This is a genomic window from Phocaeicola faecicola (genome assembly GCF_013618865.1).
Lineage (GTDB): Bacteria > Bacteroidota > Bacteroidia > Bacteroidales > Bacteroidaceae > Phocaeicola > Phocaeicola faecicola.
The window spans coordinates 32,748-46,021 of record NZ_JABSOE010000013.1 but is presented as its reverse complement, the minus strand read 5'-3'; the positions used below and the strand labels follow the sequence as shown (position 1 = coordinate 46,021).

Below are 13,274 nucleotides of genomic sequence, written 5' to 3'. Positions count from 1 at the left end.
CCCCATAATTTTATTTATATATTTCCAAAAATCCCATCAAAAAAGCATCAGGAAAGATAAACTTCTTTTCTCCTAATGTAAATCTGACATAGATAAACTTTTCATTCTTATTGATTTTTGCGACTATTCCTTTACCAAACTTCTTGTGAACTACGGTACTGTCAATCATTAATTTCTCAAGTTGTTTTTTGATATCACTATCCTCTTTCGTTGATTGCACAGATGGTGACTTCGCAGTAGTAAACTCATTTATAGAGCGAGATTGTACAATTGGTACAGAATGAGGTTGCGAGGCCTTTGTTGTTCCTTGTTCAGTTTGTTTTTTATTGACTGTATTATTACCTTTTGCATAGTAATCAGAATCTACCTTTGTCATTGAGGATTGTTGATTGTAGAAGAGTTTTTCATACTGTTCCTTGCGGATGGTAGTATCCCAGCCACCCACTTCTTCTGCTATATGCTTATTGATACCAGTATATGTCAGACTCGCATCTTCATAGCGTTTGAATTTGAAGATAGCGTCGTTCATTAACGGTGCATTAAACACACCAAGTGAACAGAGCATATTAAAGTCCTCAACACTTAAACCTGTAACTTTCTTGAACAGTCCTGGCTCCAACTGTGTAATGACATCTTTCAGACATCTTTCACGGTAGTCAGTCAAATACATAAATACGGGAATACGAGTAGCAAATTTTATCAGTTTCTCTTGAATTTGTTTGCGCTTACTCTTCATTTCCTTTTCCTCGTCAGAGATTTCCTTTTTCTCCTTTGGGGTTGGATTGGGATTTTCTTTCTTCGCTTTTTTGACAGCCTCGGATTTATTGATGATGGTAATAAGGTCATTGTTCAGGTTACGGAACCCTTCTATATTCATCAAGGCCCTCATGGCTTCAGGACTCGCAAGCAAACGTTTCAGTGTATCATTGTCTACATTTACAAGCAGGGCTGATTCCCACCGTTTTGCCAATAACGTAGCCGAAGTTCCTGCCAAAGCGATATCCAAGATGTCTTGTGCATCAACTTCTTTCATGCTACTGCCATCATAAGCCAGCACAGGAAGAAATTTTATGAACTCACCGACTTTCGCCTCTGGGTTGGATTCATTGATATCCAGTCTGCAACTGTAATCGGATATTTGCCGTAAGGCTCTGTCAAGGGCAAAGTCAAAGACATAGCATTCATTTTTCATTATGATACGATTTCCATCCTCATCCTTTACCTCCCATGGACTTTGAACTCTAAATGCGGCCTGAAAATATGTTTCCGGACTTTTCAAATTACGGAGCATGAATATCCCAGTCCAAGGCTTCACGGTAACACCTGTTGTCAGTTTACCACAAGTCAGTGTTATTGTCTTTGTTGTAAGAGGATTTCCCATATTTGCCTGAACCGGATACAAAGCATCCAGACCGATTCCGGCTGCAGTTCCAGCACATACTGTTACTTTGTAATCATGGTAAAATTTATTTTGCCGTTGAGCAAGCAAATTGGCCATAGCAAAACAAGATGCAACATTAGGTAAAAACCAAAGTGTATGAGAAAGCACATTGAGTAATCGAGTATCACTGAATGGCATTGGAGGACGTTTATCATGTCCTAACTTCATATCATCTATACTAGCCGGGAGGTATGAACCACGAATAAGATTCAGCCATTTCTGTACCTCGTTCTCATATTTGAATCTAGCATTTGTACCTTTGCCTTCTGCTGCAAAAAACACATTCAGGTCAAACTCATCAAACTCACCCTGCTTTGCTACTTCCTGTATTTCATCAGGCATACGGTAAGTAAGCATTACCATTCGTGGCAGGGCTATATACGGATTGTCGTTACCTTTCCATTCCGTTTTAGCTCGCTGCTCATCAGAATAAGTCCAGTTAAAGATCTGCTCCTCTATAAATTCCCCGGTATTGATGGCTCTGAATGGTGTTCCTGAGAGAAACAGATAATATCGTGTTGAAATAGGAAGCCATGTTTCATTGATGGCATTGCTTGCTTCATCTTTCTGATATTTTTCCACATCAAAATCTACCTCATTTTCTTCATCCTCCTTTTCAAACAATTCCTTTGCTCTCTCTTTCCAAGCTCCGAAGTGATATTCGTCAAATATTACCAAATCCCAATTTGTCGAATGGATAAACTCATTTTTTGTCTTTATTCCTCCACTTTCGTTTGTGCCAAGCAAATCCTGAAACGAACCAAAAACGACAATTGGTCTTGATTTGTCCACACGATTAAACTCCTGGTCAATATTCAGATTATTGTTGCGTGCATCTTTATTGGATATGTACTGCCACCCTTCAAAATCGATATGGGATATAAGATCTTCTCTCCAGGCTGATTCTACAGCAGGTTTGAATGTAAGGATTAAAATCCGCGACAAACCCATTTTCTTTGCCAACTGATAACTAGCAAATGTTTTCCCGAAACGCATTTTTGCATTCCACAAGAACTTTGGTGTGTGACCAGGCTCTTCTTTGAGTGCCTGATCAAAATATTTTTTAGTCTGTTCTACGGCACGAAACTGTTCAGGACGCATCGTGAAGTTCTGTGTTCTGTTCTCAACATTGTCTGAACCTGTACGAAGGGATAATATAGCCGCTTCAACATCAGATACTGAACACTTGAACCACTCATCGGTTTTGTCAAGAGGATTCAGTCGATGACATCCTTTGCTTTCAAGAATCTTGTGTATGTCCTTATCTGTAAAACAAGATCCGTCATTAGCCATTGCTGACTTCACTAATACAATCTCATACTTGATTTTGCTTGTGTGAAGTTGTTCCTCTATACGTTCTTTGGCAGTACGTTCTGTATAACCGATTTTCAAAAATCCTTTGTGTGAATCTACTCCAGGCAATCTGTAGGCGTATATTGTAGGAGTAACAGCAGGTCGTTGGGGAAAGAAGTTATGTTCCATAAATTACTCCATTGATGTAATCATTGATTCAATAAAATCAATTTCATTTTGTGTTAGATTGTATTTCTCGTAAAGTTCCTTATCAGTCCAAGATTTTGAGAAATCTTGAATAGGGACAAAAGAGTACGTACTTTGAGTCATATTTTTATTTTTTCTAGCACCTACAAGGCATCTGAAAAATTTTGTCTCTATATATGACTTCACATTCTTACACTCTTGTTCACTGCCAAATGGACCAATTCTTAAGAATGTTTCTGTACAAGCAGTATTTTTACCTGCGATTTCAGACTTCCCTAATATTCTGGCTGGAACGGGATAACCTATTTGTCCTGCTGCTCCGTCTGCTTTAGAGATAAATATTTTATACTTATCCAGTTCATCTTTGTTTCTTCCAATAAATGATTTATCAATATTCTTATATTGTCTTTTTCCACCTTCCACTCCAAAAACTTTGCATGTGTTGATAGCTTTTTTACTTTCGACAAATGGAGATCGGAAATAATACGGATTTCTTGGACTAACAAGTTGAGAAAAACTTTCTTCATTGAAAGATGCAACTTTTCGAATAATTGAGATTACTTCATTGTACCTGATAAATACATCTGCACCTTTTTCCAGAAGAGGGCGTTCTGATATGGCTGTAATTTGGTTTTGTGAATGGGAATAAACCTTACATAATCCTTTTTGATCTCGGTCCCATAAGAAGTAACACACGCCTCCTTCAATGGCAACGCCAGGAAAACAATCATTTGCATTTCCAAAATCATGTATTTCTCTGATATGCTCATCATGAAGCATTTCATCTCTAAATTCATCCAAACCTTTTCCCCCTGTAAACCATCTGGAAGGTATAATCATTGTTAGATAATGAGGCTTTAGTTTTTTTGCATTAATTATAAACTTATGATATATTGGCATAGCACTTGAACCTGTCCCGCCTCCATCACTCATTTGATAAGGGGGATTGCCTATAATCACGTCAAATTTCATATTGAATACTTTATTTACATCTAAGTTGTGGATAAATTGGTAAGCATGGTTTTCAAGTTCAGTCCCACGATCATATTCATTTTGCGAAGCCCCGCAATAGGTACATTTACCATCTTTCCAAGTATGTTTAATACGTTGGAAGATTATATTTCCTTGAGATTTTTCTTCAGGGAACTGATATACCGAAAACTCCCCACTCGGATATTTACTACAATAAACACTTCGACGGGAAAGTAAACTTGTGAGTTCTGTAATAGCAATGCCAAAGAGTTGCTTTGAAAATATATGTTCTATACGCTTTTCAAGGTCAGGAATTTGCTGTTCAAGCCCTTTTATCAGTCTCTTTGCGATTTCCCGTAGAAAAACACCGCTTTTGCAGCAAGGATCCAAGAATGTCGTATCGGGATTTTCAAACAACTCTTGTGGCAGCATATCAATAATCTTGTTAGCCAATTCCGGAGGAGTGAATACCTCATCACTGCTAAGATTTGCTATACACGATAGTACGTCCGGATTATAGGCATTTTGAAACAAGCTATTCTCCATAATCCTGAACCTTTTTATAGTGAGTAATATATCTCCTTAAGAATATTCCGCCTTCCTGCTGTACATCAGTTAAAGGGAAAAGATTACTTTCTTTACCAAGAAGACTTGACATTGTGTAATCGGAACGCTGCATTTGGGTATTACCTATAAGGGTCCATTCAGAGAACACTATAGGAACAGATGTGTCATTGCCTTCATTATCAACACACATTAAAGTCAGAGCATTGCCGTTAATGATATTACGACTGATAATAAATTTTGCAGCCTGACGAGTGTCATCCGAAGATTCTGTTTTGCAAAGGGCAGTATATTCTTCATCCCATATGGAAAAAAGACGTTTACGACATGCTAAAACATTGTCGTCCATTATGTCTATTCCATATAGACTTCCTATTGCCACTATTGCTTGTCTCTCATAATCACGGGGGCTCTTCTTATATTTTCTTCTTAATTCTGCGAGTTTACGTCTGAGTATGGCAGAAAGGAAATTCCCGTCACCACAAGCTGGTTCCAGAAATCGGGAATCCGGTCTCAAACACTCATTTTTTACAAGGTCCAACATTGCGTTTACCTCACGCTCTGCTGTGAATACTTCACCTCGTTGTGCAACTCTTTCTTTAGACTTTATCTGACTCATATTCCATCTTGCTGAGTCTCTCTATGTAAGAGGTAGTATGACAGATGGAATATCCTGGTTATCAACTGTTATTTAAGTATCAAAACTCGAATCTGATAAACAATTTTATGTTTTTGAACATTGTCATGTGCTTTTATTGGCTCTTAAATAATAATAGTTGCTATATTTTGTGTAATTTCGCAACAAATTATGTCTCTCTTACATAGAATGGAGTAGTTTTACTAAACACTCCATACATTCCTACAAATCCCTTAATATCTGTGCGTTGGCCTTGTCCACTACGGAATTATCCAATGAGGCCAGATAAATTTGTGTGGTTGCCTCGGAATCATGTCCCATTCCTTCACTGATAACTGAAATCGGAATGTTCTTGCCTTTGGCTGCGCTTGCCCATGAATGACGGGCACAGTACATGCTAAGAGAAACGGAGATATCGGCCAGTCTGGCTATTTCTTTCAGGTTCCGGTTTATTCCGGACATTACATTCCTGTAATGTTTGTGCGTATCCTTAAAAGGATATTTCAATACCGGCAAAAGATAAGGACTGAGACTGTCTTCCGGGTATTTGCCGACAATCTCCTGCATACATTTTTCCCACCTGATAACCAGCTGCTGCCCGGTCTTTCGTCTGCGATACGATAAGAAGCCGTTCTGAAGATCTTTCTTTTTCAGGTGAGCCATATCTATGAACGACATGCCACGGGTATAGAAACTGAACAGGAACATGTCCCTTGCAAATTCCAGATTAGGCTGTAAGGCCAGATCCAGATTCTTCATACGCTTGATGGCGGATAAGGGAACGGCACGCTTAACTGTCTTGTCCACTCCCGTATAGACATGCCTGAAAGGATTGCGCTGTTCCATCAGTTCCTTTTCCAGAGCACGGTTATATACCGCCCGAAGGATACGCATGTAGAATGAACTGGTATTACGTACGGCACCTTTTCCATGAAGGTAGGCTTCATAAAGCTGCATCAAATCCGAATCAATTTCGGACAGCAGGACATCCCTGTCCCCTCTGAACTGCATGAAACTTTTCAGGGTGCAGGAATAATTTTCAGCTGTGCGTATCTTGCCCATCTGTTTAAGACGGGCTATGATGCCTTGCATGAAGTTGAAAAGCGACTGTCCCTCTGTATTGCTTTGAAAAGAAGTGACAATATCATCTGCTGTATATGTCCCTTTCCGATTTTCCAATTGGTGGACAATCATGTCCAGCCGTTTCAGGTCCCACTCCATGCGTTCCTGCAAGGAAAGGAGCAGATTGCTTCTCTCCGAACTACCGACAATGATACAGTTTCCAGCTTCGTTCCACTCATCCGTAAATATCCGGTAATCCGTCTTTAACTGACGGATTACACGGTTGTGGATTATTTGATAATAGATGGTACCTTCCTTTCCCTCTATGGTGGAAGGTCTGAATTTCACTTTGACACTGGCCATAGGCTTACTTTTTAGGTTCGTCCGTAATTGACTTGTCCTTGATGGATTTCGCCTTGCTGTCAAATTCTCTCGCGGCCTGTTCTTTCAGTCGTGCCTGCTCAGTCAGAGTAGCTTGTCTCTGTACCGCTTCCTCGTAGGCCTCCACGTCCTCACGCATCTGTTTTATCCGTTCGTTATTCCGGTTTGGTCCAAAGAGGTTCTCAAGTTCCACAAGTTGTTCTGGGGTAGCCTCTCCTTTCATCTTGACATAACGATATTTCAGATCATTATCGGCCTGCACGTTATCTGTCCTCGCCGAAAAATAGAGAGCCACGGACAGAATCACGATTGTCACGAACATCACGAAAAAACTCCAGAGAGTGTACGGGGATTCTATACTCAGGCTGAAATGATGGTTGATGTTGCTTGTCTTGACGGCATTCTTTCTGATTGTATCATTGGTCTCACAAAACAGGGTTTCCACTTTCTCCTGATTCTTACGCTGTTCATTCCGTATTTCCGACAAGACCTGTCCAAGTCTTTCCTGTGACGAGTTCTTCCTGTCCATGGAAACCATATCGTTCTTGATGGCGACAAGACCTTCGCATACGCGGGTCAACAATTTGCGAAATGTCTCATGACCTTTCAGGACTTCATTCAGCACGGACTCATCCTTTTCCTTTTCATTGTTAACTGTCGGGCTATTACCTTCCGGCAAGGGGACGGACAACCCGTTGATTTTGTTCTCGATTCTTTCCAGGCATCCGAAGATGCTCTCGATATATTCTTCCAATTTCATATTCCTGCAATTTTAATGTTCATGAATAATTTGAATGGGAAAGGACAGGCTACAGCCCGAATCCTTTCCTTCTTTTCTTTTTCCTGCGTCTGCGCAAGAGTTCTTCCTGAGATAACGGCTCTTCGGGAGCGGTGCCGTTTGTCGGGCTGAACAGTCCAGGTCCCGTACTTTCGAGAAGATGGCCTCCGTCCGGTATCTTTTGCTGCACCTTACGTTCGGATTCCTGTTGGGATTCCGAAGTCTTCCAGCCCAATTGGGCATTTAGTCTGGCAAAGCTGAACTCCCGGCTGATTTGTGAAGCCTTGAAGGTCTGCCCGTCCTTGGTGAACCGGATTCCCTGTATGTCCTCCGGCCTTTTTATCTCCCTGGTACGTTTTACAAATTCCAGCCAGATGCCCCGGTGAAGCAGGTAATCGTTGAACTCTTTCCATGTTTTGGAATGCTTCAAAGCTGCCTTGACGGCATTGAAGATTTCGTATTTCACACGTTCCGAAGCATGGAGTTTCTCCACATTAGTCTTGCCCTTTCCCTCGGCGTATGTCAGCCCGTACTTATCCTTAAGCAATTTTGTGGCGATTTCATTACGCTTGTAATCGCTTTGGGAAGAGATTATCTTGCCGTCATATCCGATGCGGTTATAGACCAGGTGGCAGTGCGGATTGTCCGTGTTATGGTGTCTTACAAGAATAAACTGAGTGTTTTTTATCCCCATCAGTTCCATATATTCCCGGGCTATTTTAGCCATAAATTCATCTGTCAGCAATGCCTTGTCTTCCGGTTTGAAGCTCAATGCGATGTGCCCGACAGGCTGTTTTATCTTCGGATTAAGCTCCCGCTGGTAGTTGAAACTGTCCGTTATTTCCCGGATATTTCCCAGCAGTACACCGTCGGAGTCGATGATTTCCGCGTTGTCCTTGCCCATCACGTAACGGATACAGCCGCCGAAGGATTTCCCTTTCTTGATCTTGCCAATCATGACGGCCTCCTTTCTCCGTGCCTATACTGGACTATAATCTCTTTGAGTTTCTGCAGGAGTTCCGTCGCCGTCTTTTGGGTACGGTGGAATCCAGTCTGATGGGACAGACGGGTCAGTTGGTTCAGGTTGTTTGCCATCCCCGTAAGACTGCGTATGACGGCAGTTTCCTCGGCCGAGTGCCTGGCCGTTATCGTCGTCTCAAAGGCTGATACGCGAAGGAATTCGGCCAATGTAAGGTTAGCCTGTCTGCTACGTCGGCATAACCGTTCATAGTCTATCTTGGAGAATTTCACTGTAACGGCTTTGCTGAGTTTGCACACTCCGCTTACTTTGGGGCGTCCCCTCGGTCTGTTTTTCTTTCTGTCATTCATATTTTCTTCGTTTGATTTCTGATTATTCTTTTTCTCACAATCTGTGACCACCGGGAGCGGATTGCCTCCACTCTTCGGGAGTGGAGCGAGGTTTTTCGGGATGCCCGAAAGATAACCTCGCTAACTCCCAAAACTGAAGTTTTGTCCGTTGCCCCGTCTGGGCGGTTGTTGGCAGTTTGAATACTGTAATGACTGAAGTCAGTAAGCAAGTCTGTCATTCAGGAAAATGTTACAGCTTTCGCCACTGCTCGAAGTCTTCCGAATAGATTTCAAGATGCTGCCGGGCGATGTTCTCAAGCAGTCCGGAAACACTCATTTTGCGTCCTCCCAACCTGCGGACAAACTCGTCCAGCCTGTCACGTACCTCGCCGCTTACGAACACGGGCTTGCGGTCTTCGATTCTCGGGACCTGAAGAAAGACCTTCCGGTATTCGTCCAGAGAAAGTTTCCTCTGCCTGCTGCTTATGCGACGTTGAGACGCGGGAACGGCTTCCTCTTTTCCTGTTGGCGGTTGCCGGATCTCGGATGTGGTGTCGGTCTGTTCTACCGTTCCTTCTGACTTCTCTTTTCCGGTATCATTCAAGGATGATTCACGGGCAGTTTCAATGCCGCCATCTGACGGGAGTATAAACGACATATCCGTACCTGTCATGGCCTCCCATTCTTCTTTGGTCAATTTCTTTTTTGTTACCATACATTTTTGATTTTAATCGGTTTACTCACTGGTCTCGGTGCGCACCTTGACTCGTTGTCGTGAGCAAAGGAAATGTGTATAGTGAACAGAATCAAGCGAATGGAGATACCGTGGCAATTATGTAATCTCATGCACTATACCGATTGGGCGGTCGGTGCTGCCTGCCGTGATTTGCCGGAGTGATCTCTCCATACCGAATTGTTCAAGCGGATTCCGTTTATGAAGAAGGCTCATTGTATGCAGTTGAGATGTAACATGATGTCATTCCGGGCAACGCATCGTCACCGGTCCGAAAATCCATTGCAGTGTAATTTCTACTGCTTTTATTTGCAGTGGGAACAGAGAAAACGGTCACGTTTCCTGCCGAGAATAGGACGATGAGACATGATGGAATATCGGCTGTAAAAGACCTGTTCTGTTCCGAAAATTTGAATATATGTTTAACAGAAAATAATGAAGACAATGGAAATCATCAGCTTTGAAAAAAGGACTTTCGAGGAGATAGCCGCCAAGCTGGATCGCTTCGTGCAGCGGGTGGAAAGTCTGTGCCGTGAACACGGCGGGAAGGAAACAAGTGAATGGATGGACAACCACGAGGTCTGCCGCAGGTTGCGTATCAGTCCGAGAACCTTGCAGACCCTGAGGGATAACGGGACGCTTGCCTTTACGAAAATCGGAAACCGAACTTATTACCGTCCTGACGATGTGGAACGGGTAGTCGGAAACGTGGAGGACAAACGCAAGGAAGCCCGTTGGAAAGGCAAGACCATTTGAGTGAGTTTCAAGAATAATGTATAACCAATATCAAACACGTATGAGTAATGAAATCAGAGAAAAGGACCACGAGTGGGTAAAGACATTCCACTCGAATTTCGACAGGCTGTTGGCCCTGCTCGAAAAAGTGTTGGAAAAACGGCAACCGTCTGCCTATGGCGATGAGTTGCTGACGGACAAGGAAGTGGCATATCTGCTGAAAGTGAGCCGGAGAACCTTGCAGGACTACCGCAACAACGGAATTCTGCCTTATACGCAAGTAGGCGGTAAGATTCTCTACCGGGCTTCCGACATAGAAAAGACACTGATGAAAGGGTACAAGGAAGCGTACCGACTTAATGAATAAAATCGGTATCACTCTATTGGAATCTGTATCACTTATCAAACAGGTGGTGATGCAGATTCTATTTGTTTTATTGCAAAAGGTAGGGAGAAAGCAAATAAAGTGGGGAGAAAATAATGAGAAGTAGGGAGAAAAATATATATTTGTGAAAAATAGAAGATAATATGCAAACCGAACTTGAAAAATTGATTTCCCTTTATCGGGAATTGGAAATAGACAAGCAGATAGATTATGACAAGTTCTATTTGTATTCACTCATTACTCATTCCACGGCTATCGAGGGATCGACTATAACAGAGCTTGAAAATCAAATCATGTTCGACCAGGGAATCAGCCTGAAAGGGAAAAGTATCACGGAGCAGAACATGAACCTTGATCTTAAAAACGCTTATGAGACTGCCATAAAACTAGCTCATGCACATACTGATATCACTATTGATTTATTGAAAAGTCTCTCTGCTCTTGTCATGAAAAATACCGGACAGGAGTATAAGACTGCATTGGGAGATTTCTCATCTGCACAGGGAGACTTACGCCTGTTGAATGTTACGGCAGGAGTTGGAGGCAAATCGTATATGAATTACAGTAAAGTCCCGGTAAAACTCGCGGAATTTTGCAATTGGCTGAATCAAGAACGAAAAAATTATGCAAGCAAAAGTGTTACACAATTATACGAGCTCAGTTTTGATACCCATTATCATTTGGTGACTATACATCCGTGGGCTGATGGTAACGGCAGAATGGCACGTCTTGTAATGAATATGCTTCAATTTGAGTTTGGATTGATTCCGACCAAAATCCTTAAGGATGATAAGGAGGAATACATCAAAGCATTGGTGGAAACCCGGGAAAATGAAGATTTAAGTATATTCCGGAATTTTATGACTGACACTATGGTGAAGAATCTTGCTTATGACATTGAAACTTATCGTAAATCCATTGAAGATATTCCGGAGAGTGGGGAGAAACTGACAGAAAGTAGGAAGAAAAAGGTGAAAAGTAGGGAGAAAATTATTGCTCTGCTATCTCAAGACAATTCACTAAGTGCAGCTGCCCTTGCCGAGCGGATAGGCATAACCCCTAAAGCTGTGGAAAAGCATATTGCCAAGATGAAGGCAGAAGGAATACTCAAGCGTGTCGGACCGGATAAAGGCGGACACTGGCAGGTCGTAGAAAAAACGGATTGATTTTTCTGGAGGGAGCGCAGTTTACCGCCTGCCCATTTTATTTGTGTTTCTAAAAAACAGCCTTTCCAAAATGATTAAAAAAACAGCATATAGTATTAGGCCCTATTTGAACCAATCTATATGCTGTTTTGTCTTTTTATTCTGACTTTTCCGTCAGTCGCTTGTTTCCGCTGCCGTCGGCTTCCATTGTACAGACGTGAAAGGGAAAAGGTTTTCGGGCTGAATACGCTCTGAAAGAGGAAGATTCTGCCCGAAACGGCATAGCCGCCAGACCTTTTCGCTTTCAATAGAGTCTGTACTAATTTCTATGGACGGCAGAGGGAACGGGCGGCTGATTGCAAAAGTATAATTAAAGGACTTTATCTTCTTATTGTCAAACGAGAAAATAGAATCTACAATGATTTAATCATGAATATATAGCAAGTTCTATTTAAAAATTATTATCTTTGTCAATTATATTTAGCAAATTATGAACAAAGACTATATAACAGAAAAGAATACAGATCTTTCTTTAGAGGAAATGTATAAAAATATTATGGAGGGTTTTCCATCTAAATCATTTCAGTTATCCTCTGATCTAAATAATAAGGATAGATACAAACAATATTCTGTTTGTGATTTATCTAAGTACGAAACAGTTTTATCATCAAACATTATTATTAAAGATTAGTATTATGCCTAGTTGGAGCGAAATTTTAACAGAAGTAGATTCATATTCCAATGTAGGAGTAGAATTAGATAAAAAGCGTAAAGAATTTTTTGACAAGATACACGATATAACTGGTAGAAATGTAATTGCGTATTATTCAGGATGGCTGAAAAAGCCTGATGCACCACATGTCGGCATTGATGACCAAGATAAAAATGCGTTTATGACTGCTGTCTATAAACTAGACAAGACAAAAGGGTTAGACTTAATTTTGCATACTCCTGGTGGAGATATTGCTGCTACAGAAAGTATTATCACTTACTTGAAAAATATTTTCAAAGGAGATATCAGGGCGTTTATTCCACAAATTTCGATGTCTGCAGGAACAATGATGTCTATGGCCTGCAAGGAAATAATTATGGGGGAACAATCTTCTTTAGGGCCGATCGATCCGCAAATGGGTATATATGCTTGTCAAGCTGTAGTAGATGAATTCAAACGGGCAGTAAAAGAAATTGCAGCTAATCCTGCGTCATTAGGATTGTGGCAAGTCATAATATCGAAATATGATCCTACGTTTTTAACGGCATGTGATAATGCGATAAAATGGTCCGCTCAGTTAGCAGAACAATGGCTAAAAGAAGTTAATCCTAATATAGATTTCCAAAAAGTAAAAGATGTCTTTTTGAATCACAATAATAGTTATTCACATAGTAGACATTTATCTAAACAAGATTGTAAAAATGCCGGATTAAATATTGTGGATCTAGAGGAGAATCCCCTATTACAAGATGCTGTTCTTAGTTTGCACCACTGCTATATGATTCTATTTGATAAATTTACTATTTCCAAAGTTGTAGAGAACAATATTGGAGGACGGTATATGCAAAATTATAATGCAAAATAATCATGTAAGGGGGAGGTAATCCCCCTTTTTATTTCATAGACTTTAAATATATGAAA

The 13,274-nt window shown here is 41.1% G+C and carries 13 protein-coding genes; 5 read left to right on the top strand and 8 right to left on the bottom strand.

The features are described 5' to 3' along the window. Positions 1–10: 10 nt before the first annotated feature. The 8 genes from H3001_RS05555 to H3001_RS05520 all read right to left on the bottom strand — a co-directional run bounded on the left by H3001_RS05555 (position 11) and on the right by H3001_RS05520 (position 9,358). Positions 11–2,923 carry a GIY-YIG nuclease family protein gene (locus H3001_RS05555; RefSeq protein ID WP_181214312.1) on the bottom strand — a complete coding sequence of 971 codons (2,913 nt, stop codon included), beginning with the start codon at positions 2,921–2,923 and terminating at the stop codon, positions 11–13. 3 nt (positions 2,924–2,926) lie between these two features. Further along, the gene (locus H3001_RS05550) at positions 2,927–4,459 is read right to left on the bottom strand and encodes an Eco57I restriction-modification methylase domain-containing protein (protein ID WP_181214311.1); all 1,533 of its coding nucleotides are present in this window, start codon (positions 4,457–4,459) and stop codon (positions 2,927–2,929) included. After that, positions 4,449–5,096 (bottom strand): DNA methyltransferase family protein, encoded by a 648-nt coding sequence (locus tag H3001_RS05545; protein WP_181214310.1) that lies wholly within the window; start codon positions 5,094–5,096, stop codon positions 4,449–4,451. Before H3001_RS05545 ends, H3001_RS05550 begins: the two co-directional genes overlap by 11 nt. Positions 5,097–5,336: 240 nt before the next feature. After that, complete coding sequence (locus H3001_RS05540; protein ID WP_181214309.1) at positions 5,337–6,539, bottom strand: site-specific integrase; 1,203 nt, start codon at positions 6,537–6,539, stop codon at positions 5,337–5,339. A 4-nt stretch (positions 6,540–6,543) separates the two neighbouring features. Next, entirely contained in the window at positions 6,544–7,317 is a 774-nt protein-coding gene (locus tag H3001_RS05535) for a hypothetical protein (RefSeq protein ID WP_181214308.1), read from the bottom strand. A 49-nt stretch (positions 7,318–7,366) separates the two neighbouring features. Continuing rightward, positions 7,367–8,293, bottom strand: a complete 927-nt coding sequence (locus H3001_RS05530; protein WP_181214307.1) for a relaxase/mobilization nuclease domain-containing protein — start codon at positions 8,291–8,293, stop codon at positions 7,367–7,369. Next, positions 8,290–8,664 carry a plasmid mobilization protein gene (locus H3001_RS05525; RefSeq protein ID WP_181214306.1) on the bottom strand — a complete coding sequence of 125 codons (375 nt, stop codon included), beginning with the start codon at positions 8,662–8,664 and terminating at the stop codon, positions 8,290–8,292. The genes H3001_RS05530 and H3001_RS05525 overlap by 4 nt, the downstream gene beginning before the upstream one ends. Positions 8,665–8,893: 229 nt before the next feature. Continuing rightward, positions 8,894–9,358, bottom strand: coding sequence for a DUF3408 domain-containing protein (locus H3001_RS05520; RefSeq protein WP_117892888.1), 465 nt, complete (start codon positions 9,356–9,358; stop codon positions 8,894–8,896). 453 nt (positions 9,359–9,811) lie between these two features. Between H3001_RS05520 and H3001_RS05515 the strand changes: the two genes are divergently transcribed. From H3001_RS05515 to H3001_RS05495, 5 genes are all read left to right on the top strand, one after another. Next, positions 9,812–10,132, top strand: a complete 321-nt coding sequence (locus H3001_RS05515) for a helix-turn-helix domain-containing protein (protein WP_117892891.1) — start codon at positions 9,812–9,814, stop codon at positions 10,130–10,132. Between the two features lie 40 nt (positions 10,133–10,172). After that, a complete protein-coding gene (locus tag H3001_RS05510; RefSeq protein ID WP_072541409.1) occupies positions 10,173–10,478 on the top strand; it encodes a helix-turn-helix domain-containing protein in 306 nt (101 codons plus the stop codon). A 161-nt stretch (positions 10,479–10,639) separates the two neighbouring features. Beyond that, a complete protein-coding gene (locus H3001_RS05505; RefSeq protein ID WP_181214305.1) occupies positions 10,640–11,662 on the top strand; it encodes a Fic family protein in 1,023 nt (340 codons plus the stop codon). 469 nt (positions 11,663–12,131) lie between these two features. Next, on the top strand, positions 12,132–12,332 hold the full coding sequence (locus H3001_RS05500) for a hypothetical protein (protein WP_087383688.1): 201 nt from the start codon (positions 12,132–12,134) through the stop codon (positions 12,330–12,332). Positions 12,333–12,336: 4 nt separating this feature from the next. Beyond that, positions 12,337–13,218 (top strand): SDH family Clp fold serine proteinase, encoded by an 882-nt coding sequence (locus tag H3001_RS05495; RefSeq protein ID WP_087383685.1) that lies wholly within the window; start codon positions 12,337–12,339, stop codon positions 13,216–13,218. Positions 13,219–13,274: the final 56 nt, after the last annotated feature.

What these genes read in the sequence shown, in the direction of transcription:
- H3001_RS05545 (WP_181214310.1), bottom strand. Translation starts at nt 5,096, where the DNA reads ATGAGTCAGATAAAGTCTAAAGAAAGAGTTGCACAACGAGGTGAAGTA.
- H3001_RS05540 (WP_181214309.1), bottom strand. Translation starts at nt 6,539, where the DNA reads ATGGCCAGTGTCAAAGTGAAATTCAGACCTTCCACCATAGAGGGAAAG.
- H3001_RS05550 (WP_181214311.1), bottom strand. Translation starts at nt 4,459, where the DNA reads ATGGAGAATAGCTTGTTTCAAAATGCCTATAATCCGGACGTACTATCG.
- H3001_RS05505 (WP_181214305.1), top strand. Translation starts at nt 10,640, where the DNA reads ATGCAAACCGAACTTGAAAAATTGATTTCCCTTTATCGGGAATTGGAA.
- H3001_RS05530 (WP_181214307.1), bottom strand. Translation starts at nt 8,293, where the DNA reads ATGATTGGCAAGATCAAGAAAGGGAAATCCTTCGGCGGCTGTATCCGT.
- H3001_RS05500 (WP_087383688.1), top strand. Translation starts at nt 12,132, where the DNA reads ATGAACAAAGACTATATAACAGAAAAGAATACAGATCTTTCTTTAGAG.
- H3001_RS05525 (WP_181214306.1), bottom strand. Translation starts at nt 8,664, where the DNA reads ATGAATGACAGAAAGAAAAACAGACCGAGGGGACGCCCCAAAGTAAGC.
- H3001_RS05535 (WP_181214308.1), bottom strand. Translation starts at nt 7,317, where the DNA reads ATGAAATTGGAAGAATATATCGAGAGCATCTTCGGATGCCTGGAAAGA.
- H3001_RS05515 (WP_117892891.1), top strand. Translation starts at nt 9,812, where the DNA reads ATGAAGACAATGGAAATCATCAGCTTTGAAAAAAGGACTTTCGAGGAG.
- H3001_RS05510 (WP_072541409.1), top strand. Translation starts at nt 10,173, where the DNA reads ATGAGTAATGAAATCAGAGAAAAGGACCACGAGTGGGTAAAGACATTC.
- H3001_RS05495 (WP_087383685.1), top strand. Translation starts at nt 12,337, where the DNA reads ATGCCTAGTTGGAGCGAAATTTTAACAGAAGTAGATTCATATTCCAAT.
- H3001_RS05555 (WP_181214312.1), bottom strand. Translation starts at nt 2,923, where the DNA reads ATGGAACATAACTTCTTTCCCCAACGACCTGCTGTTACTCCTACAATA.
- H3001_RS05520 (WP_117892888.1), bottom strand. Translation starts at nt 9,358, where the DNA reads ATGGTAACAAAAAAGAAATTGACCAAAGAAGAATGGGAGGCCATGACA.